This window comes from Enterococcus casseliflavus NBRC 100478 (genome assembly GCF_001544095.1).
Lineage (GTDB): Bacteria > Bacillota > Bacilli > Lactobacillales > Enterococcaceae > Enterococcus_D > Enterococcus_D casseliflavus.
Genome location: NZ_BCPT01000001.1, coordinates 267,124 through 292,264 on the forward strand (window position 1 = coordinate 267,124; position 25,141 = coordinate 292,264).

Annotated in this window: 22 protein-coding genes and 1 other annotated feature; of the genes, 8 read left to right on the forward strand and 14 right to left on the reverse strand. The window is 42.6% G+C overall.

Annotated features, from left to right (window positions below):
- Positions 1 to 4 precede the first annotated feature (4 nt).
- Both ECA1_RS01210 and ECA1_RS01215 read right to left on the reverse strand, forming a co-directional pair.
- Entirely contained in the window at positions 5 to 631 is a 627-nt protein-coding gene (locus ECA1_RS01210; protein WP_060791513.1) for a hypothetical protein, read from the reverse strand.
- Complete coding sequence (locus ECA1_RS01215; protein WP_060791514.1) at positions 621 to 1,106, reverse strand: hypothetical protein; 486 nt, start codon at positions 1,104 to 1,106, stop codon at positions 621 to 623. The genes ECA1_RS01210 and ECA1_RS01215 overlap by 11 nt, the downstream gene beginning before the upstream one ends.
- Positions 1,107 to 1,295: 189 nt before the next feature.
- Here ECA1_RS01215 and ECA1_RS01220 point away from each other — a divergent pair, with 189 nt between their 5' ends.
- Positions 1,296 to 2,462, forward strand: coding sequence for a tyrosine-type recombinase/integrase (locus ECA1_RS01220; protein ID WP_060791515.1), 1,167 nt, complete (start codon positions 1,296 to 1,298; stop codon positions 2,460 to 2,462).
- A gap of 61 nt (positions 2,463 to 2,523) precedes the next feature.
- Here ECA1_RS01220 and rplT read toward each other — a convergent pair whose 3' ends face one another.
- The 4 genes from rplT to nox form a co-directional block, all read right to left on the reverse strand.
- Positions 2,524 to 2,886, reverse strand: a complete 363-nt coding sequence (rplT, locus tag ECA1_RS01225; protein WP_060791516.1) for a 50S ribosomal protein L20 — start codon at positions 2,884 to 2,886, stop codon at positions 2,524 to 2,526.
- A gap of 63 nt (positions 2,887 to 2,949) precedes the next feature.
- Positions 2,950 to 3,150, reverse strand: a complete 201-nt coding sequence (gene rpmI / locus ECA1_RS01230) for a 50S ribosomal protein L35 (protein WP_003128650.1) — start codon at positions 3,148 to 3,150, stop codon at positions 2,950 to 2,952.
- A gap of 60 nt (positions 3,151 to 3,210) precedes the next feature.
- Positions 3,211 to 3,732 (reverse strand): translation initiation factor IF-3, encoded by a 522-nt coding sequence (gene infC / locus ECA1_RS01235; protein WP_005228103.1) that lies wholly within the window; start codon positions 3,730 to 3,732, stop codon positions 3,211 to 3,213.
- A gap of 47 nt (positions 3,733 to 3,779) precedes the next feature.
- Positions 3,780 to 3,903, reverse strand: a sequence feature (ribosomal protein L20 leader region).
- A gap of 98 nt (positions 3,904 to 4,001) precedes the next feature.
- Positions 4,002 to 5,336 (reverse strand): H2O-forming NADH oxidase, encoded by a 1,335-nt coding sequence (nox, locus tag ECA1_RS01240; protein ID WP_060791517.1) that lies wholly within the window; start codon positions 5,334 to 5,336, stop codon positions 4,002 to 4,004.
- Between the two features lie 333 nt (positions 5,337 to 5,669).
- Here nox and ECA1_RS01245 point away from each other — a divergent pair, with 333 nt between their 5' ends.
- Positions 5,670 to 6,305, forward strand: a complete 636-nt coding sequence (locus tag ECA1_RS01245; RefSeq protein WP_010749132.1) for a pentapeptide repeat-containing protein — start codon at positions 5,670 to 5,672, stop codon at positions 6,303 to 6,305.
- Here ECA1_RS01245 and ECA1_RS01250 read toward each other — a convergent pair.
- Positions 6,302 to 7,207, reverse strand: a complete 906-nt coding sequence (locus tag ECA1_RS01250; protein ID WP_060791518.1) for a magnesium transporter CorA family protein — start codon at positions 7,205 to 7,207, stop codon at positions 6,302 to 6,304. The genes ECA1_RS01245 and ECA1_RS01250 overlap by 4 nt on opposite strands.
- Before the next feature lie 89 nt (positions 7,208 to 7,296).
- Positions 7,297 to 7,941: a deoxynucleoside kinase gene (locus ECA1_RS01255; protein ID WP_010749130.1), complete on the reverse strand. Its 645-nt coding sequence runs from the start codon at positions 7,939 to 7,941 to the stop codon at positions 7,297 to 7,299.
- Between the two features lie 305 nt (positions 7,942 to 8,246).
- Here ECA1_RS01255 and mvk point away from each other — a divergent pair, with 305 nt between their 5' ends.
- The 5 genes from mvk (at position 8,247) to ECA1_RS01280 (ending at position 14,542) form a co-directional block, all read left to right on the forward strand.
- The gene (gene mvk, locus ECA1_RS01260; protein WP_015510390.1) at positions 8,247 to 9,179 is read left to right on the forward strand and encodes a mevalonate kinase; all 933 of its coding nucleotides are present in this window, start codon (positions 8,247 to 8,249) and stop codon (positions 9,177 to 9,179) included.
- Positions 9,172 to 10,170 carry a diphosphomevalonate decarboxylase gene (gene mvaD / locus ECA1_RS01265; protein WP_060791519.1) on the forward strand — a complete coding sequence of 333 codons (999 nt, stop codon included), beginning with the start codon at positions 9,172 to 9,174 and terminating at the stop codon, positions 10,168 to 10,170. Before mvk ends, mvaD begins: the two co-directional genes overlap by 8 nt.
- 36 nt (positions 10,171 to 10,206) lie before the next feature.
- Positions 10,207 to 11,289: a phosphomevalonate kinase gene (locus ECA1_RS01270; RefSeq protein ID WP_016609860.1), complete on the forward strand. Its 1,083-nt coding sequence runs from the start codon at positions 10,207 to 10,209 to the stop codon at positions 11,287 to 11,289.
- A complete protein-coding gene (gene fni, locus ECA1_RS01275; protein WP_060791520.1) occupies positions 11,286 to 12,326 on the forward strand; it encodes a type 2 isopentenyl-diphosphate Delta-isomerase in 1,041 nt (346 codons plus the stop codon). Before ECA1_RS01270 ends, fni begins: the two co-directional genes overlap by 4 nt.
- Positions 12,327 to 12,619: 293 nt before the next feature.
- Positions 12,620 to 14,542 carry a heavy metal translocating P-type ATPase gene (locus ECA1_RS01280; protein ID WP_060791521.1) on the forward strand — a complete coding sequence of 641 codons (1,923 nt, stop codon included), beginning with the start codon at positions 12,620 to 12,622 and terminating at the stop codon, positions 14,540 to 14,542.
- An 82-nt stretch (positions 14,543 to 14,624) separates the two neighbouring features.
- Here the strand turns inward: ECA1_RS01280 and celB are convergent, their stop codons facing one another.
- The 4 genes from celB to rpsO all read right to left on the reverse strand — a co-directional run bounded on the left by celB (position 14,625) and on the right by rpsO (position 20,348).
- Positions 14,625 to 15,965: a PTS cellobiose transporter subunit IIC gene (gene celB, locus ECA1_RS01285; protein WP_060791522.1), complete on the reverse strand. Its 1,341-nt coding sequence runs from the start codon at positions 15,963 to 15,965 to the stop codon at positions 14,625 to 14,627.
- Between the two features lie 2 nt (positions 15,966 to 15,967).
- Complete coding sequence (locus ECA1_RS01290; protein ID WP_060791523.1) at positions 15,968 to 17,368, reverse strand: glycoside hydrolase family 1 protein; 1,401 nt, start codon at positions 17,366 to 17,368, stop codon at positions 15,968 to 15,970.
- Positions 17,369 to 17,578: 210 nt separating this feature from the next.
- Positions 17,579 to 19,696 carry a polyribonucleotide nucleotidyltransferase gene (gene pnp, locus ECA1_RS01295; RefSeq protein WP_005231801.1) on the reverse strand — a complete coding sequence of 706 codons (2,118 nt, stop codon included), beginning with the start codon at positions 19,694 to 19,696 and terminating at the stop codon, positions 17,579 to 17,581.
- A gap of 382 nt (positions 19,697 to 20,078) precedes the next feature.
- Positions 20,079 to 20,348 (reverse strand): 30S ribosomal protein S15, encoded by a 270-nt coding sequence (gene rpsO / locus ECA1_RS01300; RefSeq protein ID WP_060791524.1) that lies wholly within the window; start codon positions 20,346 to 20,348, stop codon positions 20,079 to 20,081.
- Between the two features lie 216 nt (positions 20,349 to 20,564).
- On the opposite strand from rpsO, the gene ECA1_RS01305 reads away from it, so the two are divergent.
- Positions 20,565 to 21,425 carry a MurR/RpiR family transcriptional regulator gene (locus ECA1_RS01305; RefSeq protein ID WP_005228070.1) on the forward strand — a complete coding sequence of 287 codons (861 nt, stop codon included), beginning with the start codon at positions 20,565 to 20,567 and terminating at the stop codon, positions 21,423 to 21,425.
- 72 nt (positions 21,426 to 21,497) lie between these two features.
- Here ECA1_RS01305 and ECA1_RS01310 read toward each other — a convergent pair whose 3' ends face one another.
- Positions 21,498 to 22,883: a glycoside hydrolase family 1 protein gene (locus ECA1_RS01310; RefSeq protein WP_060791525.1), complete on the reverse strand. Its 1,386-nt coding sequence runs from the start codon at positions 22,881 to 22,883 to the stop codon at positions 21,498 to 21,500.
- Complete coding sequence (locus ECA1_RS01315) at positions 22,880 to 25,135, reverse strand: glycoside hydrolase family 3 N-terminal domain-containing protein (RefSeq protein WP_060791526.1); 2,256 nt, start codon at positions 25,133 to 25,135, stop codon at positions 22,880 to 22,882. Before ECA1_RS01315 ends, ECA1_RS01310 begins: the two co-directional genes overlap by 4 nt.
- Positions 25,136 to 25,141 lie beyond the last annotated feature (6 nt).

Sequence of the window (25,141 nt, forward strand, 5' to 3'; positions counted from 1 at the left end):
CCTCCTACTTTTGCAACAATTGAAGTCTCTTACTCTCTATATTCGTCAAACCAAGATATTTCCAACCGCTTTCTTTTTCACAAACAAGATAATCATTATTTCCTTTATTATGTTCTTCTAATAATAAAATAAATTTAATTTCTCTTGTAATCGATATTCCTTCTTTAGGGCTTTTCTGTAAAATTTCATTTAAATCAATTTCATATTCTTCAGAAGTAGAAATTTCTTTTACAAAAGAAGAACTCTTATTATTCTGCACTTGTAATAAGTAACAATCAGGAACTTTTAATGAAATCAATGGGCATTTCCTCTTTTTACCCTCTATTTTAATGTTAGCTTTAACTTCCCATTGTTTATCTATATCTTTCTCATAAAGAATTAGTTTGTCAGATTCTTGTTCTATCGCTTCTATAGAAATTCTAATCATCAACTTATTTTTTTTATAAAAATAGTCTATAGCGGAGAATAAAATATTCCCAATAAAACTAAATATAGCAATATCAAATCCTGTAAGGATTTTTGTGTCTGGGATATTAACAAAAAAATGAGCAATCGGTATAAAATAAGAACAAACTCCTGAAATAATAACGATTATTAACTGCTTTATTTGTTTAAATATTTCATTCTTCATAAAAGTACCTCAGAAGACATTTAGAAACAAAGCTATCAAAAACTTTCTCAATTTTTCGTCCGAAACAAATACCATTTGATTTAATAGTAATTTCAGAAATAGTATTTTTATTTAAAAATCTAAGTTCCATAATATCTATAGATTCTTTATCTGAAATCCATTCTAATTCTGAAACGATTTTATAAATATTATTTGGTTCCGTTCTCAATTGCAGTAACCAATGATTAAGCTCTTCTTGAATACCTTCCTCTGCATCTTCAGACATTTTTATCTTGGTTAAAATAATATCAGAATTTTCAGAAGTAGCTTTTAATAAAAAAAGCATCAGTTCTGTATTAAATAAAACTTGTCTAAATCCTCTTTTTCTTTGCGACTTGATAAAATCAGAATAATTAATCTCAGAAGAATCATATGGAATCAGCAAAAATTCACATGAATTACGGTCTACTTTTTTAAAAATTTTAGCAAATTCCATAAAAACATCTCCTAAATTTTGATGGTATATTCATTATTTATTATACAATAAATTTTCATTAGTAAACAGGAAATTCCTATTTCTCTTGGAAAAAGGAGAAAAATCCAGTTATACTTCTTATAGAATTCTACTACTCGATATCATATAATAGTCTCAACTTTATCCTATGCCATAAAAAGGAGAATTTTTATGGCACAAATTAAACCATACAAAAAGCAAGATGGCACTATCAATTATATGTTTGATTTTTATGTAGGCATCAATCCTAAAACTGGGAAGAAACAAAAAACAACTAGAAGGGGATTTAAAACAGAGGACGAAGCTAGTTTAGCATTAGCGAAATTAAGTCTTTTGGTTGCAACTGAACAGTATGTGCCTAAGAAACATCATACCTTTAATGAAATTTTTACACTATGGTATAAGCAATATTGTAACTTAGTCAAGGAAAGCACGGCAGTTACAGCTAAATGTGAATTCAAGTATGCTATATTGCCAAAATTTCAAGAAATGAGAATCCAAGACATTACTCCAATTTATTGTCAGCAAATAGTAAATGAATGGTATAAAGATAAACCAAACAGAGCTAGTAGATTTATTTACTATTTCAACAGAGTAATGGAACATGCTATGTTCTTAGAATTAATCTTTCAAAATCCAATGGCTAATGTTAAAAAACCAGTAAACAATCTTAATTTAAATCAGTATGAAGAATTTTCAAATTTTTTTACTAAAGAAGAATTAATCGATTTTCTGAGATTTACAAAAGAAAATTTTGATTCTGAAAGATATGCCTTTTTTAGAACATTGGCATTTACTGGATTACGCAAAGGAGAAGCATTTGCGTTAACTTGGGAAGATATTAATTTTGACAAGAAGTATTTGGAAGTAACTAAAACTGTTGCCAAAGGCGAAAGGAATAAAACCCTAATTCACCCACCAAAAACAAAGGCTGGTTTTAGAAGAATAAGCTTGGACAATACCACATTAGAATCTCTAAAAATATGGCAGGAAAAACAAGCAATAAAATTTGATTTACCTAAGCTAAACCCTAATCAGATTATTTTTTCTAATTACAAAAATACTTATCTCGAATCAGGTATAACTAAAGAGTGGTTTTTAACAATTCAGAGATTATATAGTAAAAAGACTGGCAAAGAAATCAAAACAATCACAATGCACGGTTTTAGACACACTCATGCAAGTCTATTATACAAAGCAAATATCCCAATTAAAGAAGCTCAAGAAAGACTTGGACATTCAAATGTGAAAACCACACTGAACATTTACACTCACTTATCTAAAGACCAAAGAGATAAGACAGCTAATCGTTTTGCTGAATTCATGAATGAAATTTAACAAAATGCAAAATAAAAAACCCACTGATTATAGTGGGTTCAGGGTATTCAAAAGTCACCTATTACTTATTTTCTAGGGCTTTTGCGGCTTGGTCAGCTAATGCAGTAAATGCTGTTGCATCGTTTACAGCCAAGTCAGCTAACATTTTGCGGTTGATGTCGATTTCAGCTAATTTCAAGCCGTGCATCAATTTTGAGTAGCTTAAGCCATTCATACGAGCCGCTGCGTTGATACGAGCGATCCACAATTTGCGGAAGTCGCGTTTCTTTTGACGACGATCGCGGTATGCGTAGTTGTATGAATTCATTACTTGTTCTTTTGCTGTTTTAAATAGAGTGTGTTTAGAACCGTAGTAACCTTTTGCTAATTTAAGCACTTTTTTACGACGTTTACGAGTTACTGTTCCACCTTTAACACGTGCCATGTATAATTCCTCCTAATATGAAAATCGATAATTGTTTGTATACGTGAAGCTTGGGTTACGCAATTATTTCATGCGTGCTAGTTGTTGACGGATACGTTTGTAATCGCCAGCTGAAACCATTGAAGCTTTACGCAATTGACGACGTTGTTTTTTTGTTTTGCCGTGGAAACGGTGACTGGTAAAGGCACGGAAGCGTTTCAATCCGCCGCCGCCAGTGCGTTTTACGCGTTTTGCTAATCCGCGGTGTGTTTTTTGTTTTGGCATAACTAATTTCCTCCTCAAAATCTTTCGTTATCTGACTTTAAACTGAAACTCAGTGAGTCATTATTTATCGTTTTTTGGTGCTAATACTAAGAACATACTGCGGCCATCCATTTTTGGCTTTTGCTCAACAGTTGCCAAATCAGCAGTTTCTTCCGCCAAACGATCTAACACTTTCTGACCAATTTCTTTATGGGTAATGGCACGGCCTTTGAAACGGATCGAAGCTTTCACTTTGTCCCCTTTTTCAAGGAATTTACGTGCATTACGCAATTTTGTGTTGAAATCATTGACGTCGATCGTTGGACTTAAACGAACCTCTTTAATGTTGATTACTTTTTGTTTCTTACGAGCTTCACGGTCTTTTTTCTGTTGCTCAAAGCGGAATTTCCCGTAATCCATAATTCTTGCTACTGGCGGCTTAGCATTTGGTGCCACCAATACCACATCAAGGTTTGCTCGTTCTGCAATTTGCAATGCTTCAGCTTTACTCTTTACACCAAGTTGTTCGCCGTTTTGATCAATCAAACGCAATTCACGTGCACGAATGCCGTCGTTTACCATCATATCCTTTGCTATGGTCATTCACCTCCGAGTTTTTTGAGAGAAAGAAAAGCTTGTCGATTCGAAATCAGACAATAAAAAAACGAGTTCTTCACGAACCCGCACGTACTCCACACAAATAAATGGTAGGAATCCTATTCTGCCCAGCGATATCTTCACTCAGGCGAGAAGCGGGTGCTTCTGCTTTTATTTCTCAACTTTTATAGTATACTGCTTTTTTCTTTTATTGTCAACAGTTTTCATGATTGTTTCAAAAAAAGCCGGAGCATACGCTCCGACTTTCGCGTTTCTTATTCTGCTTTCAATGCAGCCATCGTGATGTAGTTGTATGGTTGGTTGAAGTGAGGCAAGAAGAAGATATCTAATAGCTTCATCTTGTCGATCGTTACGCCTTCTTCGATCGCTAGTGAGAACATGTGGATGCCCATTGCGATTTCAGATGTACGTGACGCCATTTGTGCACCAACGATACGGCGTGTTTCTTCTTCATAGACGATGCGGATCTTAACTGTCGCATTTTCTTTCATGAAGCCTGGTTTTTGGGTATCTTCGTAATCAGAGTATTTCACTTTCATGCCATTACGTTCGGCAGCTTCGACTGACAAGCCAGTTGAAACCATGTTGTAGCCGAAGATCGAAATCCCGTTTGATCCTTGAACACCTGTTGATTCTAGAGACGTTCCGCCGATATTATGGGCTGCGACGATCCCTGAACGTACGGCATTCGTTGCTAATGCGATATACGTTGTTTGCTGCAAAGCATTTGAGTACACCGTTGCACAGTCACCGACTGCGTAAACATCTGCATCGCTTGTCCGTTGATGGCGGTCCACTAAGTACGCGCCGTTAGCAAACAATTCCAAATGATCTTTGCCTAGCTCGTTGTTTGGTAAGAAACCGATCGCGTTGATCACTAGATCAACTGGGTATTCGCCGTTGTCTGTTACAACTGCTTCTACTTTCTCTGTTCCTTTGTATTCACGTGCTAATTCACCGAAATGCAATTCAATGCCATTGTCAGCTAAGTTTTTGTCCATATCTTCTGTGAACCATTTGTCGTAGTAGTTTGGCAATGCCCGTGTCGCTGCATCAAAAAGCAACACATTTTTACCACGGCGTTTTGCTGCTTCCGCAATTTCAACACCGATGTAACCAGCACCGATAACGGCAACGTTTTTCACGTCTTCTGAGGCTAACTCTTTATCAACCGTTTGTCCATCTTGGAATTTTTTCAAGAAATGGATGTTTTTCAAGTCACGTCCAGGTACTTTTGGTGAAATCGGTACAGAACCAGTTGCGATGACAACTTTATCATAAGATTCAACGATCGTTTCACCGTCATTGGTTACAGCGTGCACTTCTTTTTTCTCAAAATCGATATGGTCAACCACTGTTTCCATATTGATTTTTGCACCTTTTGCTTCAAAATCTTCACGTTTTGTATAGAACAAGCCTTCGTATGAATCGATTTGACGTCCAACCCATAAAGCAGTCCCACAACCTAGGTAGCTTAAGTTTGTATTACGGTCGATCATTACGACCTCTTGGTCTTTGTAGTTATCTAATAGTGTATTGGCAGCAGCAATCCCCGCGTGGTTTGCACCGATAATAACTGTTTTTGTCATGGAAAATTTCCTCCTTTTGTTTACATTGTCATTATAGCTTGCTTGTGAATTTGAAAACTATCAACTTTTTCGCGATTTTAAAAATTTATGACAGTTTTTCGTTGATATACGTCACTTTCAGCGGGTTAAGTTTCTATATCAAAATTATTTTCGTCTTGCAAGCAAAAAGATTGTGAGAAATTATGTATTTAAACCTAAGAATTTTCCTTGTTATAAAAGCATTCTGCAAACCGATTGAATAAATTTCACAATATTCTACTGCTTTTTCGTACCTATTGCGGCAGCGATTCGCCGTGTTATACTGAAGAGAAAAACAGATAGGATGGGATCTTGATGAAGAAAAAAATCGTATTGCCACTACCGCCCTTATTGTCGGCATTAGAGCCACAGGATTTTTATTTAGAAGAAGAACTGCTTTTCGAAGGTGCTTTCTTCGAAGGCGGTGACTATAGCTATGATGCTTGCAAAAATCTCATCTTGAAGCAATGTCATTTCAAGAAAGTGACGATGCAAAAAACACGCTTGAGTCAATGGGAATGCCAAAACGTTCTTTTTGAGAATTGCGATTTTTCTAATCTGGAATGTTTTGGCGCCAGCTTTCATCGGGTTCACTTTAAACAGTGCAAATTGACTGGCACCAATTTTGCGGAAAGCTATTTCCGTGACTGCACCTTTGAAGATTGCGTGGCAAACTTTGCTTCTTTTAGCAACACCAATTTACGGACGATGCTGTTTCGTCAGTGCCAACTAAACGACAGTGAGTTTTATGAAATGGATTGGAAACACTTGACGCTACAAGAAAACCAGTTGAACAATAGCAACTGGTTTCACACAAAATTAGCAACTTTAGATTTTCGGACCAATCAATTTCAAAAGATCGCGTTGTCCTTTGAACAATTGCGGGGGCTAACGGTCGATCAAGAACAAGCCTTGGTCATCGCCGCCGGTCTAGGTTTGGTGATCGATTAACGAATTCTGCGCCATAAAGCAATCAACATCCAGATGGATAACACTAAACTGATCAATAAGGCAATCCCCCAACCGAAAATACTATTGGTAAAAGGCAGTGGAACATTCATGCCAAAGAAACTGGTGACGATGGAAGGCACAGTCAACAAGAGGGACCAAACGGTCAAAAACTTCATGGTATCATTCAAGTTATTGTTTAACAGATTATTGTAGGTTCCAGATAGTTGCTCTAAAATTTGAAAAGCCAGCAACGTCATTTCCACTGCCTGTTTGGCTTCGATCAGGGCATCATCCAGCTGTTCCCGCTCGTCATCATCCATCAAGCGATAAATGGATAACGCTTTGATCTGCTCCAAGAGGACCGCATTTTGTTTCGTGGCAGACACTAAAAAGACTAAACCGACTTCCAAATCGGACATTTGCAGCAGGTTTTTATTGGTGGTTTTTTCCCGTAGTCGCTGATTCAAGCGAATCCGTTCACTATTGACTTCTTCGACTAGCGGAAAAAACGTGCCTGAAATCAAGAATAAGCTTTGAAACAAAAAGTGCAGCGGTGTTTGCTGCGGCTTTTGCAGGATCAAGCGCTCCATCATCGGAATCACATAGCGGGTATCATGGGAGGCAAAAGTAAAGATCTGCTTCTTTTTTAAAATAAACGTCATTGGGCTGGTCTCAAAATGATTGTCTCGCTTTTCTTGCTGAGGTACGTTGAAAACCAGCAGCAATGCTTCTTCTTCGGCATCGTATTCGACTCGTGCGCGTTCGTTTTTATCTAGAGAATACGTAAGCATCTCATCCGACAGATGATATTGTTTTTGTAGTGCCATCACGCTTTTTGCGTCTTGCTGGTCGACTTGAATCCATTCATAGTTTCCATCATAAAAGACATGTTTGTTTTCCACAGTCCATCCTCCACTCTTGCTTTCTTCTATTATAAAAGAAAACAGCCAGAAGCCCAATCAAAGGACTTTTCTGGCTGTATCGGCTATTGCTATTTGCGGGCGTCTTTCAAAGCATCTTCCACCATTGTTAAAACGGCCTGTGCCGCTTGCGGGTCTTCGACAAAATTGAATTGATCGCCATCGATCTGGATCTTTGGACTCTCATTGTATTCTTCGTACCATTGATCGTAGCGTTTGTTCAACTCTTTGTAGTAGTCGTATAACGAAGGATCAAAGGTCAACTGCTCATATTCCCGCCCACGTTTTTCAATACGCTCTAGCATCGTTTCAAAAGAAACGCGAATATGCACCAAAAGATCTGGATGCTTTTTGTGGGCTGCATACGGCAGCTCTTCCAACATATTGGCTAACAATTCATCATAGACTTTGACCTCGGTATCGGTTGCTCGCCCAAGGTCCGCATTTAAATGGAACAACAGTGAATCCTCATAAATGGAACGGTCCAAGACGTTATTGTCGTCTTTCATAGCTTGCTTGATACTTTCAAATCGTTTATTTAAGAAATAGATTTGCAGTAAAAACGCATATTTATTTGGATCTGCATAAAATAATGGTAACACTTCATTGTCATCGATCGATTCATAAAAGGCTTGGCTGCCAAAATGATTGGCGATCAATGCGGTCAAACTTGATTTACCGGCACCAATCGTTCCTGCTAATACGATCACGCTCATATCCCCCAACTCACTCATCACTAAATATTGTATGTTGCACTTGCGATATCAACTATACAATACTATATCTTGTGCCGTCAACTGAAACTTTTGAAGCACAGATCAAGAAGTTTTTCAATAAAAGTTTAAAGATTTTTGCTTTTTTTTGAAATCTCATACGGAATGCTTAACGAAAGAGCCTTCTTCTAGTAAAATAGGAAAGGATCTTTAATTAAATTGTGTTTTTGTCAGGAGATAGTTACAATTGACTGACAAACGATAAATGAATCATGTGGGGTAAGCTCCCTAGAGAAATGAGGAAAATAATGTCAATTGGTACTGGCATAGCTACAGGAAAAATCATCTTAATGGGTGAACATTCAGTTGTTTACGGTGAACCAGCAATTGCTTTCCCTTTTGCGGGAGCAAAAGTACAAGTCGAGATCACAGCAAATGAAACAAACACCTTGATTTCAAGTTACTATCACGGTCTACTTGAAGAAGTCCCCAGCCACTTAAAAAATGTCAAAGACTTGCTGCATCGTCTGCAACAAGATTTCCACACGGGTCCTTTTGCAACCTCCATCGTCAGCACCATCCCTTCTGAACGGGGAATGGGTTCTAGCGCGGCGGTCGCTGTTGCACTGACTCGCGCTTTTTTTGATTGGATCAAAAAAGATTTTACAAAAGAAGAATTGATGACCTATGTCAACTTTTCTGAAAAAATCGCTCACGGCAATCCTAGCGGGATCGATGCTGCAGCAGCTAGCGGGACGGATGCCATTTACTTTATCAAAGGACATCCCATCACTTCGTTTCCCCTCACGATCGACGGTTATTTGCTCGTCGCTGATACTGGTATCAAAGGGCAAACGAGAGAAGCTGTCAAAAGTGTCGCCCATCTTTTTGAAACCAGCAAGCAGCTGGCCAGTCAAGCGATCCAGCGTTTAGGGATCGAAACCAAAAGAGCCAAAGAGGCCATCATAGCCAATCAATTAGAAATATTAGGCGAAAGCATGAACAATGCCCATCAGGCACTGCAGCAGTTAGGGGTCAGCAATCAGCAACTGGATCAGTTGGTTTCCTCAGCATTGGCACACGGGGCTTATGGGGCGAAGCTGACCGGCGGGGGCCGAGGCGGCTGTATGATCGCACTAACCAAAACGAAGGAACAGGCTGAAAATATCAGCCGTATTTTATTGTCCGATGGCGCTCGTGCGGCATGGATACAAGGATTAGGAGTTTATGAACATGTATAAGGGAAAGGCTCGTGCCTACACGAATATCGCATTGATCAAGTATTGGGGAAAACAAGACGAAACCTTCATTTTACCGATGAACAATAGTTTGTCCCTGACCCTCGATGCTTTTTACACAGAAACAACGGTGGCTTTTTCACCCGATTTTACGCAAGATCGCTTTACATTGGATGGCGTGGTGCAAACAGACGCTGCCACAAAAAAAGTTGCGGACTTTTTGGATCTGGTACGAAAAAAAGCGGACTGCCCGTGGTATGCCACGGTGGAAAGTCAAAACTTCGTCCCAACCGCTGCTGGACTTGCCTCTTCTGCCAGCGGATTAGCGGCATTGGCGGGTGCCTGTAGTGAAGCACTGGACTTAAACTTGTCGGAGCAAGAGCTATCCCGTTTGGCCCGTCGCGGTTCTGGTTCGGCTTGTCGGAGTATCTACGGTGGCTTTGCTGAATGGCATCAAGGCACCGATGAGACTTCTTTTGCCACCCAAGTGCCGTCGAATGGCTGGGAAGAAGAATTGAGTATGATCTTTATTTTGATCAACGCACAAGCCAAAGAAGTTTCCAGTCGTGAGGGGATGCGTCGAACCGTTGAAACCTCTAGCTTTTATCCAGGCTGGCTTTCTGCCACTGCGAGCGATCTCGTGAAAATGAAACAAGCGATTGCCGAAAAAGACTTTACTGCTTTAGGTGAAACGACCGAGGCCAACGCCTTGAAAATGCATGGAACGACCTTAGCCGCCGAACCACCTTTTACTTATTGGTCTTCTGAATCTTTGCGAGCCATGGAATGTGTCCGAATGCTGCGAAAAAAAGGATTGGCTTGCTATTTCACGATGGATGCTGGTCCCAATGTCAAAGTTTTATGCCAAAAACAAGAAGAACAAACGATTTTACGTGAATTAAGTGCTCACTTTGCCTCAGAACAATTAGTAACTGCTCATGCGGGCAAAGGATTAGCCTTTTTACCGGTGGAAGAATCTTCCCCTATCAACTAAGAAGCCATTAAGAAGCCATCGATTAGGAGTGTCGAAATGATTGAACTATCCGTTCCTGGAAAACTATTTATTGCTGGTGAATACGCCGTTGTCGAACCTGGTCATCCTGCAATCATCGTTGCCGTTGACCAATTTATCACGGTCACTGTTGAAGAGGCCCGTAAAAACGGCAGCATCCAGTCTGCCCAATACAGCGACCTGCCGATTCGCTGGACGCGTCGCAAAGGCGAATTAGTCTTAGACCACCGGGATAACCCGTTCCACTATATTTTGGCAGCCATTCGTCTGACGGAAAAATATGCCCAAGAAAAAGGCATCCCCCTTTCCTTTTACGATTTAAAAGTGACCAGTGAACTGGATAACTCGAATGGTCGCAAATATGGCCTCGGTTCCAGCGGTGCCGTGACTGTTGCCACGGTCAAAGCATTGAATCTGTACTATCAAATGGAAATGGATCGGTTGACCCAATTCAAAATTGCGGCTCTTGCCCATCTCGCTGTTCAAGGCAATGGGTCGTGCGGTGATATTGCGGCCTCTTGCTATGGCGGCTGGATCGCTTTTTCAACCTTCGATCACGACTGGGTCTTAGCCAAACAAAAAGACCATACCTTAACAGAATTGATCGCTTTCGATTGGCCAGGATTATCGATCCGTCCCTTGACGGTTCCGAAATCTCTTCGACTGCTGATTGGCTGGACAGGCTCTCCTGCCTCCACCTCTGATTTAGTGGATCAAGTCTATCAATCCAAAGAAGAAAAAGAAAACGCCTATGCTGCCTTTTTAGCAGCCAGCAAAGACTGCGTCAATCGATTGATCGACGGCTTCTTAAATGAAGACAGTCGCACGATCAAAAAAATGATCACGGAAAATCGAAAGCTCCTGCGAGAGTTGTCTGCACTAACTGGTGTACCGATTGAAACCCCCGCACTTAAAAAGCTTTGTGATCTAGCAGAAAATTATTGTGGCGCAGCCAAATCTTCTGGTGCCGGCGGTGGCGATTGCGGCATCGTGATCGTTGACCAGAAAACCGGTATTTTACCATTGATGAGTGCGTGGGAAAAAGCCGAGATCACCCCATTGCCGCTGCATGTTTACCATTACCGGGAGGACCTATCATGAATCGAAAAGATGAACATGTTTCCTTAGCAAAAGCGTTTCATAAAGAACACAGCAACGATTTTGATGCAGTTCGCTTGGTCCACCAGTCCTTTCCGCAAATTGACGTGGCTGATGTGGCAATTACGACGACTGTCTTTGACCGCTCATTTTCCAGCCCTTTTTTCATCAATGCCATGACAGGCGGCAGTGAAAAAACCTTAAAAATCAATCAAGAGTTAGCAGAGATCGCGCAAGCCTGTGATTTGATGATGGCAACCGGCTCCGTTTCGGCTGCCTTAAAAGACCCAAGTGTCGCCGATTCTTTCCGCATCGTCCGCAAAGCCAATCCTGACGGCTTCTTATTAGCCAATATTGGTGCGGGCAGTCCCGTTGAAAATGCACAACGGGCAGTAGAACTGTTTGGCGCCGACGCCTTGCAGATCCATCTTAATGCACCACAAGAATTAGTGATGCCCGAAGGCGATCGTCAATTTAGCCAATGGCTGTCCTTATTGGAAAAAACGATTGCTTCCGTTGCCGTTCCGGTTGTCATCAAAGAAGTCGGCTTTGGGATGTCCCGTGAAACGATCCAGCAGTTACTGGCGATCGGCGTACAAACGATTGATGTTGCTGGTAGCGGCGGCACAAGTTTTACGCAAATCGAAAATGCTCGTCGAAAAAAACGTGAATTGGCGTATCTTGATACCTTCGGCCAATCCACCGTGATTTCCTTGCTGGAAGCAAATGAGATCCAACAGCCCTTTACCCGCATCGCTTCAGGCGGCGTTCGGGATGCTTACGATATCTTCAAAGCACTTTGCCTTGGTGCGGATAGCGTAGGACTATCCGCCACGATCCTCGTGCTGCTTTTGTCAAAAGGCAAAGAAGAAACCATCGCCACCTTACAATCATGGAAGGAACAGCTGCAGCTGCTCTACACAATGGCAGGACAGACAAGCACTAAAGACCTCACCAAGGTTCAGCTGATTTTTTCTGGCGCTGTCAAAGAGTGGTGTGAAGCACGTCAAATTCCCTTAGCAAAGTATAGTTTGCGTTGAGAGATCCAATCGCTGACTACCACATCAAATAAGTAAAAGCAGTACAATTCGTTTTTTATTGTGCTGCTTTTTTTGTGTTCTTTTTTCTATAATAGTAAGTTTCCATTTATCATTTGGATAGTAGCGTTATTTAATCGCTACTTGATAATCACTTTCATTATCAGGTACGTTGTTTTTTTACCATCTTGTTTTCGAATGTGCTATGCTCAAGTTGAGGGAGGAACAATCGATTATTTCTTGAGAAAAGGATCGGTTTTTCATTCCTAGACTACATTCAAAAGGAGGCGTTTCTTATGAGTAAATCAGAATCGTCGGCTGTTTTTTCAACGATCGCTTGTTTGCTATTGATGGCAACTGGCTTTCTTATGGCATCTTTTTCCATTCCTTATAGCTTTGTCCCTTATCTGTTAGCGATTCTTGCTGGTGGTTGGAAACAAACCTGGGAAGGCACGCAAGAATTGGTGCACGACAAACGGTTAAACGTCGATCTATTGATGGCATTAGCCGCCATTGGTGCCTGTATCATTGGTCATTGGTTTGAAGGGGCGATGTTGACCTTTATCTTTTGTTTGAGCGGTGCCCTTGAGGAATATACGACCAACAAAAGTACGCGAGAAATTAGTTCATTAATGGCACTGCAACCAACGACTGCCTTAAAAATGATTGAAAGTGGAGAGCTCGTCGAAGTACCAGTGGAAGCCCTTCAGTTAAAAGATACGATTATGGTGGCAAAAGGCAGTGCGATCCCGATCGACGGTATCGTGATCCAAGGAAACAGCAGCGTTGATGAGGCGGCCATCAGTGGCGAATCCATTCCTGTCGAGAAACGTTTGGGCAGTGAAGTATTTGGCGGAACCATCAACCTCGGTCAGCCATTGTACATTGAAGTTACCCAAACGAGTGAAAACACCCGCTTTGCAAAAATCATTCAATTGGTGGAAGAAGCACAGCAAATGCCAAGTCAAACGGCGACCCTGATTGAAAAAATCGAACGGATCTATGTGCCGATCGTCTTGATCGCCGTCCCGCTAATGATCGTTTTGTGTACGTTTTTCACGAATTGGGGGTTCCAAGAAAGCTTTTATCGCGGCATGGTCTTACTGGTGGTGGCATCTCCTTGTGCCTTAGTCGCCTCTGCTACTCCTGCGACCTTAGCAGCCATTTCTCACGCTGCTCGTTTGGGCGTTTTATGCAAAGGCGGACAAGCCTTGGATGCCTTTGCCAATGTCAAAGCGATCGCTTTTGACAAAACCGGAACGCTGACTCGTGGCAAACCTGCTGTCACTGATGTCCATCTGTTGCTGGATGAACCCTTTATTCCCCAACTGATCGTCGGGATGGAAAAACAATCAAATCACCCATTGGCTGAAGCGATCTTGGCGTATTTTCACGATGAAAAGCCATTGGAATTAGCCGTGGAAGAACAAGCGGGGGTCGGTCTAGCCGCCACTTACCAAGCTGCCCATTGGACGATTGGAAAAGAAGTCGATCTAACATCTGTTGCTGCCAATGAGCAAACTCGCATCCACGAATTGAAAGCAGCTGGAAAAACCTTGATTTATATCAATCGTGACCGTGTGTTAGCAGGGTATTTAGCGCTATTGGATCAGCCCCGTCCTGAAGCTCGTGAGAGTCTTGCCTACTTCAATGAGCAGGGGATTCACACGACGATGCTGACGGGTGATCATTTAGGTACTGCTAAAGTGATCGCAGCAGAAATCGGCTTGTCTGACTACGAAAGTGATTGCCTGCCTGATGAGAAAACCACTCGGATCAAAGAAATGAAAGAAACCTACAAAATCAATGCGATGGTCGGTGATGGGATCAATGATGCCCCCGCCTTAGCGACCGCAAGTGTAGGAATCGCGATGGGCGAAGGAACTGACGTCGCAATGGATGTGGCGGACATCGTCTTGATGAAAAATGATTTGCTGCGCTTGGTCGACAGTCACCGTTTGGCTAAAAAATTACAGCGGATCATCAAACAAAACATCGTCTTTTCTATCAGTGTCATCTTGTTGCTGATTGCTTCAAACTTCCTTGAATTTCTCACGCTGCCTCTAGGGGTCGTGGGTCATGAAGGAAGCACGATCTTAGTCATCTTAAACGGGTTGCGTATGCTTTTGCCATTACACAAAGAAACACCCCAGCAAGCCAAACCAACTCGCAAAGATTGTGATGATTGCGTTTTGTATCAACAGTCTTTGCATACGTGATCACTACTTGCATTAGAAAAAACGCCCGTTGTTGGCACTTCACTAGAAGTCCATCAACGGGCGTTTTGCTGTTTTTTCCTATTTATGCGTGATTGGCAAGTTGTTCCGTGTAGAGTTTGCCATCGTACATCTTAAAGAATGGATAATAGCAGAGAATGGAAACCCCTAAGTTGATCAAAGCGATCAGGATGGCTCGGAAATCACCGCCAGTTCCTAAAAACGCCCCAATTCCGACTGGCGAGATCCAGGGAATGCCAGTAATGACTTTATCGACAAAGCCAAATGAGCTAGCAAAGTAAGCAATCGTGACGTTGATCAAAGGGGTTATGATAAAGGGGATGATCAAATACGGATTGTAGACGATCGGTGCCCCGAAGATCACTGGTTCATTGATATTAAAAAGCCCTGGTAAGATCGCTGCTTTTCCTAAGACTTTGAGCTGTTGTGATTTTGCCACAAACAGCATCAATAAAACCAATCCAAGCGTACTGCCTGCGCCGCCCATAAAAATATACATGTTCACGAAATCCCCAGCAAAAATATTATTGGCACCATCGATATTTTCCGTTAGAGCCACCAACAGGATGGGATTGATGAAACTATTTTTAATAACAGCCGTCCCATGAACCCCCACTGCCCATAAGAGATGGATAAGGAGCATAATCACGATGATTCCTAACCAAGAACCCGTCAACTCTTTCACGAATTCAAATGGTTTGGACAGCAATCCGTGAAGATCCGTGTGGAAAACCGCCAGTACCCCGTTGATCGCCACCATCAAAAAGGCGATCAAAATCGCTGGGATCAATGACGCAAATGCTTTGCTGACTCCATCAGGAACCCCTTCAGGCATCTGGATGGTGATCTTTCTTCTTACACAAAAACGATAGACCGACGTAGCAAGCACTGCGGTGATAATCCCAATAAAGATGCCTACCCCGCTAAAGCGTGTGATCCAACCGCCTATGGCGATTCCATTGTAAACAATGGCAGTTTCGCTGTCTGACTGCAGCAATTGAGCTGCCCCATCGGTAATGTCGACTTGGACGATCGTCATTAAAAAGGCAAACAAACTTAATAACGCCCCTACAAAACTGCTCATAGTCAAATGATCTTCTTTATGATAAATCTCAGTTAAATAATACCCTGTTGCTAAACAATAAAAAACAGCAATCGAGCCGACAGACATCGTGGTCACGACACTATAAAGCGGTGAAAATCGTAAAATCGTTTGTTCGAAAAAGCCAGCCAGTGGTGGAATGATCTGCGGTAAATTATTGATGATCAAAAAGATCGATCCGACGATCGTAAAAGGGACCGTAATAATCCCTGCTTGCATGATTGCGCGAATAAAGCGTAAATTCGCCAACTTATTCAAAGGCGGCATCAAACGCGTTTCTAAAAAGGTAAAAACACTTGTCATCGTTACTCCTCCAACGAAGGGATCGCCCCTTCTTCAATCAGCTTTTGATACCAATAAAAGCTGTCTTTTCTCACTCGTTTTTGTTCTTTTTCCTGTGCATCATTGCGATCCACGTAAATAAAACCATACCGTTTTCGAATCCCCTCATGTACACTGATCAAATCAATGGCAGACCACGGACTGTATCCGATCAGATCCACCCCAGCATTGATCGCGGCTAAGCATTGGCTGATATGCTGCGACAAATAATCGATACGGTACGGATCATGAACCGTGCCATCTGCTTCTAGATGATCTTCTGCCCCTAAGCCGTTTTCGGTAATGATGATCGGCAAGTGGTAACGATCATAAAGAGTCTGCAACGTCGTTTTCAGTCCCAAGGGATCGATGGTCCAATTGAAGGCATTTTTCTTCAAGAACGTATTGGTGAACCCTTTGTAAAAACCACGTTCCATAATGTCTTCACTTTGCTGATCGCTGATGCCGTTTTTCATGTCCCCAGCTTCCGTCGGCTGCTCCACTGTCACCGTGGTGTAGAAGTTCATCGCGACAAAGTCAGGCAAAGCCCGTTTCATCAACGCCTCATCCTCCGGACCAAAGTCAATCGTGAGCCCGTTTTGGTTCAAATAATCTTGAAAGACCGTGTTGTAACGACCGAAGCAGGCAAAATCAAGGTAAGCCCAGTTCCGGACACTGTTGAAGTACAACGCTGATTGGTTGTCTTCTGGTCGACTAGTCGCCGCATAGACCAACGAAATATTTGGCACCGGTCCGATTTTGCCATTTGGAACGATTTCATGACACGCTTCGAAGGCATATTTTTCAGCGATCATCAGGTGATGAAATTGCTGGTATTTTTCTGATAATGGAATCTTTTTCCCTAATATTTTTTGATCCACCAGCAGCATGATATTTGGTTCATTGATCGTCAGCCAGTGCGTCACTCGATCCCCATAGGCCGTAAACAGCGTTTTGGCATATGCGGCAAATGCCTCAACGGTGCTGCGTTTTGTCCAGCCGCCTTCGTCTTCCAATGCTTGCGGCAAGTCAAAATGGTTCAACGTCACAAAGGGCTGAATCCCGTGTTTCAGCAATTCATCAATGAGATCGCTGTAATGATCCAATCCTTTTTGATTGACGGTACCGCGCCCTTCTGGAAAAATTCGCGACCAAGCGATCGAAAAGCGGAAAATTTTGATCCCCATTTCTGCTAACAAGGCGATATCCTCTTTGTACTGGTGGTAATGGTCGACAGCCACTGTAAAATCTGCGATCTCATGGTTGTCTCTTGGACGAGTATCTTGGACACTCAGCCCCTTACCGTCGGTTTGATACGCCCCTTCGGTTTGGTGCGCGGAAATCGATGCTCCCCACAAAAAATCGGTTGGAAATGTTTGTTTCATATCGTACTCCTTATCCTAAATAAGATGCGTTTGACATCTTAGAATTATTGCTTGCATAGCAAAGACAATATTCTGAATTATCTCTTATTTTTCGCGGTAACGCAAAAAATAACTCCTGTCAAGTAAGACCCTCTTGAAGAGCTGCTACTTAGACACAAAAAAAGCAAAGTCCAGTTTCCTAGACTTTGCTTATGATTTAGAAGTAGCAGCTTATTTTTTCTCTGCTTTGTCTTCGTTCAATAGTGCTTTTCTTGAAAGGTTCACACGACCTTGTTTGTCGATTTCTGTAACCTTCACTAAGATTTCGTCGCCTTCTTTGACAACGTCTTCCACTTTGTTGACCCGTTCGTTCGCAAGTTGTGAAATATGAACTAAGCCGTCTTTGCCTTTGATCAAGTTGACAAACGCACCGAATTTTTCAATACGGACAACTTTCCCAAGGTACACTTCGCCAACTTTTACTTCTTTCGTCAATTCTTCAATGATCTTGATGGCTTTTTGGATCATTTCTGCATCAGCAGAAGCAATCGAAACTTTTCCGTCTTGATCGATATCGATTTTCACGCCAGTTTCATCAATGATGCCATTGATGGTGTCGCCGCCTTTACCGATTACATCTTTGATCTTCGCAGGATCGATTTGGATCATTTCGATCTTCGGTGCGTATTGGCTTAACTCTTCACGAGGAGCAGCCAATGTTGATGTCAATTCATTTAAGATTTCCATCCGTGCTTTTTTCGCTTGATCTAATGCTTCTGTCAAGATTTGTTCAGTGATTCCTTGGATCTTGATATCCATTTGTAACGCAGTGATCCCATCTTTGGTTCCAGCAACTTTAAAGTCCATATCGCCAAGGTGATCTTCTAAGCCTTGGATATCCGTTAAGATCGTGTAGTTTTCACCATCAGATACAAGTCCCATTGCGATACCTGCAACTGGTGCTTTGATTGGCACCCCTGCATCCATCAATGCTAAGGTTCCTGCACAAATACTTGCTTGAGAAGAAGAACCATTTGATTCTAATACTTCTGCAACAAGACGGATTGTGTAAGGGAAGTCTGTTTCATCAGGAATCACTTGTGCTAAGGCACGTTCGCCTAATGCACCATGACCGATTTCACGACGCCCTGGTGAGCCAGCACGACCAGTCGAACCAACAGAAAATTGAGGGAAGTTGTAATGGTGGATGAATCGTTTTGATTCTTCAACCCCTAATCCATCAATGATTTGGTGTTCACCTAAAGGTGCCAACGTACAAGCAGACAATGCTTGAGTTTGTCCCCGAGTAAATAGACCAGAACCATGAACACGTGGCAATAAGCCAACTTCTGATGCCAATGGACGGATTTCGTCTAATTGACGGCCATCCGGACGAATCTTGTCGATGGTGATCAATTCGCGTACCACATCTTTTTCAAGATCTTCTGCGATTTGTTTCACTTCTTTCAAGAATTGTGCTTCCTCTTCATGTCCAGCAAATTTTTCTGCATATACTTCTTTCACTGTGTCTTTGACTTTATCGATCTCGTCTTCACGAGCCAATTTTTCTTCCGTCATAACAGCAGTTTTCATTGTTTGGTAGTAGCCGTCGAAAATTTCTTTTTTCAAGTCAGCATCTACTTGTAACAATTTGACTTCCATTTTTGGTTTGCCCACAGCTGCGACAACTTCTTCTTGGAAGGCAACCAATTCTTTGATAGCATCAAAACCGAATAATAACGCACCTAACATGTCTTCTTCAGAAACTTCTTTCGCTCCTGATTCAACCATGTTGATGGCTTTTTTCGTTCCAGCTACTGTCAATTCGATATCAGTTTGTTCTGCTTGTTCTACTGTTGGATTCAAGACATATTCGCCATTGACCCGACCGACATCGACACCAGCGATCGGTCCGTCAAACGGGATATCTGAAATAGATAACGCTAAAGAAGAACCTAACATTGCTGCCATTGCTGGCGTACAATCTTGTTCAACACTCATTACGATGTTTGTAACTTGTACTTCGTTACGGAAGCCTTCCGCAAACATTGGACGGATCGGACGGTCGATCAAGCGGGCAGTCAATGTTGCTTCCGTACTTGGACGTCCTTCACGTTTGATAAAGCCACCAGGTACTTTCCCTACGGCATACATTTTTTCTTCGTAATTGATCGTTAATGGGAAAAAGTCGGTATCTTTTGCTTCCTTAGATGCAACCGCTGCACTTAGGACAACCGTGTCGCCATAACGAACCAATACAGCTCCGTTTGCTTGCTTGGCTAATTGGCCAACTTCTACTTCTAATGGGCGGCCGCCCCAAGTTGTTTTGAATACTTGTTTTTCTGTCATGTTCTGCTCCTTTTCATCGGATCCCAGCAAGTCACTACTAAACAAATGAAAAAATCGGAATGTCGTTCCGCTGCTTTCATTTGGTTAGTAGGATGCTGCTTACAAGGACCCAAAATTCTTTTTGGCTGCGCTTTTTGATTCACCAGTCAAAAGGCCGCTATTTCGGTGTTTCACTTTTTAGATGGCTCGAGATCACCTGTCAGACTGCATCAGCTGTTTTAGCCGACAATGCAGTCGCAGTGATTCCGCTGCTTGGTCACTACGCTCGCTGCTCTCGCCTAGTACTATTCATCATCTGCTCTGTGCGGCTTGCGCCGCCCAGTCGCAGTGATTCATAGCAAAAAAGTGAGATTCGGGTTGAACCTCACTTTTCTTTGTTTGATTAACGACGTAATCCTAAAGCTTGGATTAATTCGCGGTAACGTTGTACGTCTTTTTGACGTAGGTAAGCCAATAAGTTACGACGATGTCCAACTTTTTTCATCAACCCACGGTATGAATGGTGGTCTTTTTTGTGCATACGTGCATGTTCGTTCAAATGGTTGATTTCTTCTGTTAAAACAGCGATTTGAACTTCTGGAGAACCAGTATCTCCTTCATGACGTGCAAATTTTTTGATGATTTCGTTTTTGCGTTCTTTTGAAATTGCCATGTTTTTCACCTCTTTTTCTTTTTCCCCTGCGACTGAGTAAAACGTTGGTGATTCGTTAAACCAAGTAACAGGTACTGTGCTTTTCACACGTAATTACTTTACTTGATTCTAAGTAAAAAAGCAAGTTTATCTACCTATTCTTTTCGTTTCTTTTGAAAGCTCCTCCAAAACTTATGTTATACTTAGGATACTACTCTATCTAAAGGAAGTGTAAGGATGAGCGTTCTTTCCCGAATCGAGAGCATGAAAAATGAATTATCGCTTTCTGAGAAGAAACTCTTCGCATTCATGGAGGCCAATCCTGAAAAAGTGCCGTCGATGACTGCGAGTCAATTAGCAGAAGCCACTGGGATCAGTGCACCAACCGTTGTCCGTTTTGCGAAAAAAACCGGCTTTGCTAGTTTGACAGATTTAAAAATACAATTATCTGCCGAATCCGGCTTGCGCCACAATGCCAATGAGCATTTAGGCTATGCCGATGTTGAATTAAACGAGCCCTTTCATGCCATCACCTCAAAATTGAGCCACAATGCCCAGGTGACTATGAATGAGACGGCTCAATTATTAGAAGAACAGCTGATGTTGGCTGCCGCTGAACTGATCGCGACTCGTGAACGCATCTTTGTCTGCGGGATCGGTGCTTCCTCATTGATCGCACAAGATATCCAACAAAAATGGACTCGTTTAGGCAAGATCGTCGTGTTTGAAAATGACTACAATCTCTTGTTGCCGCAACTTGTCAAAAACGAGAAAAAAAGTCTGGTCTGGGTCATTTCCAACAGTGGACACACGCCTGAGATGGTTCACTTAGCCGAAATCGCTAAAAATCTTGGCGTTCCGATCCTGTCACTCACCCGCTTTGGCAGCAACCCGTTGACGAAGTTGGCGGATGTTCCCCTACAAGTGTCCCGTTCCAAAGAAGCCAACCAGCGGAGTGCCGCTACCAATTCAATCATCGCCCACCTATTGGCGGTCGATGTCCTTTTCTATGTCTTTTTAAGTAAAAATGAAAAGTTGGCACGAAATATCTATGCGTCACGCCAAGCCATCGCTGATTTTCGTGAGAAGTATTTGTAAAATGTTCATACCCAAAAGAAATCCGCAGGAACATGTTCCTGCGGTATTTTTGCTTCTAATCGGACACTTTGATCAATCAATGGCATTTTTAGCAGCTACTTCTGCCAACCAAAAACTGGATGCTTTGGGATAACGCTCGAAGTTATTCTTCAAATCTACTCGATAAAAACCATAGCGGTTTTTATAAGCGTTCAACCAGCTCCAGCAATCCATAAAGGTCCACATATGGTAGCCGAAACAAGGTGACCCATCTTCGATCGCGCGATGCAGCTGACGCAAATGGTCTTCAACAAAGGTAATCCGGTACGTATCATTGACCTGTCCCGTGGCGTCCATGAACCGTTCTTCCTCTGACACCCCCATGCCATTTTCGGAAATAAACCATGGCATGTTTTGATAGTCATTCTTCAGACGCATCGCAATATCGTAGATCCCTTCTGGATAGATTTCCCAGCCACGATGAGGATTGATTTTTTTCTCTGGCCAATCGTACCCACGAAACAACTGACGCGGCTCAAAGGGATGGGATGCTGCATTCTGCGGAAGGGGCGCTTGGATCCGCAACGGTTGATAATAATTGCAACCGATAAAATCTACGGTATCCTCACGAAAAATTTCCGCATCTGCTGCCTCATATTCAGGGGTCAATTGATGCTCCTTGAACAAGCTCGTTAGTTTTTCAGGAAATTGTCCATAAACGACACAGTCCAAAAAACTGCGAATATACAAGAGGTCCGCCCATTCAGCGGCTTCTCGATCAGCCGCTTCTTGGCTTTTTGGATAAACAGGTGACAAATTCAAGATGATACAGATTTCTCCATCAGGAAGTGCGAGTTTACGAAACTCAGCAACTGCCTTCGCATGAGCTAGCAAAGTATGATACCCCACTTGGATCGCCCGCTTGAAATCACGCACTTGCGGCCAATGAGCATCTCCGTAATACCCACATTCAATATGCACCAATGGTTCATTAAAGGTCGCCCATTTTTTCACTAAATCGCCGAATTGTTCAAAAGCAGTTTTTGCATAAAATGCAAAATGGTCAACGGATTCCCTGGCTTCCCAGCCTCCTTTCTCCATCAGCCACCAAGGCATGTCAAAATGAAACAAATTAATGATCGGTTCGATGCCTTGATCCAGCATTTCCTGAAAATATGCCCGATAAAACTTTACTGCCGTCTGATTCAATGTTTTTCCGTCTGGTAATAAGCGGGTCCATGCAATCGATGTCCGATAGGAATTTAAGTTCATGGCCTTCATGTTTGCCACGTCTTCACGGTATTGATAGTAGGTATTTGAAGTGTCGCTTGGTCCGACACCATCGTAAAAGCGTGACGGCTCTAACTCAAACCATTTGTCCCATGTAGAGGGACTTTTGCCGTCAACAGCCGCAGCCCCCTCGGTTTGCGGTGCTGACGCGGCCGCTCCCCATAAAAAGTTTTTTGGAAAGTGAATCATTCTTTTGCTCCTTTCTGAGTTACCTGCCACGTACGGTCAGGGTTGGATCGTTGAAATAAAAATCGATACTGCTGACCTGCTGTTTCGACTTCCAGACAAAACGATGCAGTATCTTTCAAAGAAATTGCCAGCTGCTGCAATGATGCTTCATCGATCACGAGTTGAAAAGCTACTTGCCCTTGATTAGGCACCCATACTTTTTGAAAGCCACACAGGACTTTTTTTCTCGGCACATATGCTTTTGTGTACTCTTTTAGATAACATTGAATGACTTCTTTGCCAGAAACTGCAGAATGATTTTCGAGTGTGCCGCTAACGATAATGCCTTCACCTGCATATTCAGCCGAAACCGCGCTGCAAGTAAAAGAGGCATAACTAAGACCATAACCAAAAGAATATACTGGTGCGCCGTTTTGATCGAGGTAGTCTTTTTGAAACGCTGTGTTGCGATAATTATAACAGACTGGCAGCTGTCCAACCGTATCAGGAATAGAAACTGCTAATTTCCCACTAGGAACCGTTTCGCCAAAAAGAATCCGAGCAATCGCTTCCCCTCCATATTGGCCGGGATAGCCAGCGTAAAGCAGTCCATCGAATACTTCTTTCAACGGAGCTAAGCAATGCGGTCGTCCAGAAATCACGATCCCAATCAGCGGCTTTTTCCTCTTCTTCAACGCAAACAGTAAATCCAACTGGCATTGCGGCAAATCGAGGGTAGCTAAGTCGATGTTTTCTCCGCTGGTCATTTCCTGAGATCCCCTTAAGGCGGCGCCGTTCTTGTCAAAATCCGTTGTGAAATCACGGGCACTGGAGCCACCAATCGTCACTAAGATGACATCAGCGTCTTCTGCGATCTGACAAGCCTGCCGTCGTTGCGCCGTTGTTCCATTGGCGATTTCGCAGCCTTTTTCGTAGGCGAAATCCACTTGATGCGTATTTAATTTGGTCAACCCTTCCCAAAGAGTCATACACATTGCTTCCTCCTTAAATGGGGTATAATCCCCCAGCTGATGATACAGCTGTTTAACGTGAGGACCAATGACAGCAATTTTTTGTCGCGTTTTCTTCAAAGGCAAAATGCCATTGTTTTCTAGTAAGACGACGGATTCTTCTGCTAATTTTAAGGAAGCTTGTCGGGCCTTTTCTTTGTCTGGCAATGAAACGTGGGGCGTTGCTTCTTTAAACAAGCCAAGTTTTTCTTTCAAAAGAAGCACACGCCGGACCGCCTCGTCGATAACCGTTTCCGCAATCAATCCGTCAAGGACAGCTTCTTCCAATACAGGGAAAACTTCGTCCCATAAACTAACATCTACACCGCTGGTCAAGGATTTGGCGGCTGCTTGCGAGCGACTTCCCAGCCAGTCAGCAATCCGATCCAACCCACACCCATCAGCCATAACGATTCCCGCAAAGCCACTTTCTTCTCTTAAAACATCTTGCAGCAAATACGCATTGGCATGGCAAGGAACGCCATCTAGATCATTGTATGCAGCCATACACCCCAAAGCCCCAGCAGCAATCCCCGCTTTCATTGGTGGCAGATGAATTTCACGGAATTCCCGATCACCGATCGCCACTGGTCCTGCATTGTGCCCCCCCATTCCTGCACCTTGGGCAGCAAAATGCTTCAACACCGCTAAAACGTTCTGTTTTTCTATCGTTGTTTTTGATCCTTGCAATCCTCTGACGGCCGCTTTGGTAAAGCTGCTGGTTAAAAATGGATCTTCACTGAAACATTCTTCAGTTCGTCCCCAACGCGGATCTCTAGTAATGTCCAATGCGGAAACTAAGCCGACATGGGCCCCTTTTGCTCGAATCTCTTGAGCAGTGATAGTTTGGGCCGCTTGATACAGGTCGGGATTCCAACTAGAACCGACACTAAAATTGACCGGAAATGTCGTGGCTTCCAAACCTTGGTGCCCGTGGGGACACTCTTCACTGAGAAAGGCTGGAATCCCCAACCGAGTGTGCTCCTGCAAATAAGTTTGAATCATAAGGGATAGCTCATAGGACTCCGCGGTCGTCAGGCCTGTTTGCTGATTTCTACCTGACCAAGGATCAGCCCGAAACACGCCGTAGATCCAGCCAAGACTGCCAAAACGAGCTACTTCTTTTTTAAAGGTTTCAGTCAACATAATTTTTCCGTTAGTTTTTTCATAAACTTCCCAACCATACAGACGCTGATTCAGCTGGCCGATTTTTTCTTTCAACGTCATTTGCCGTAAAAGTGTCTCAATCATATGCTTCTCCATTTCTAT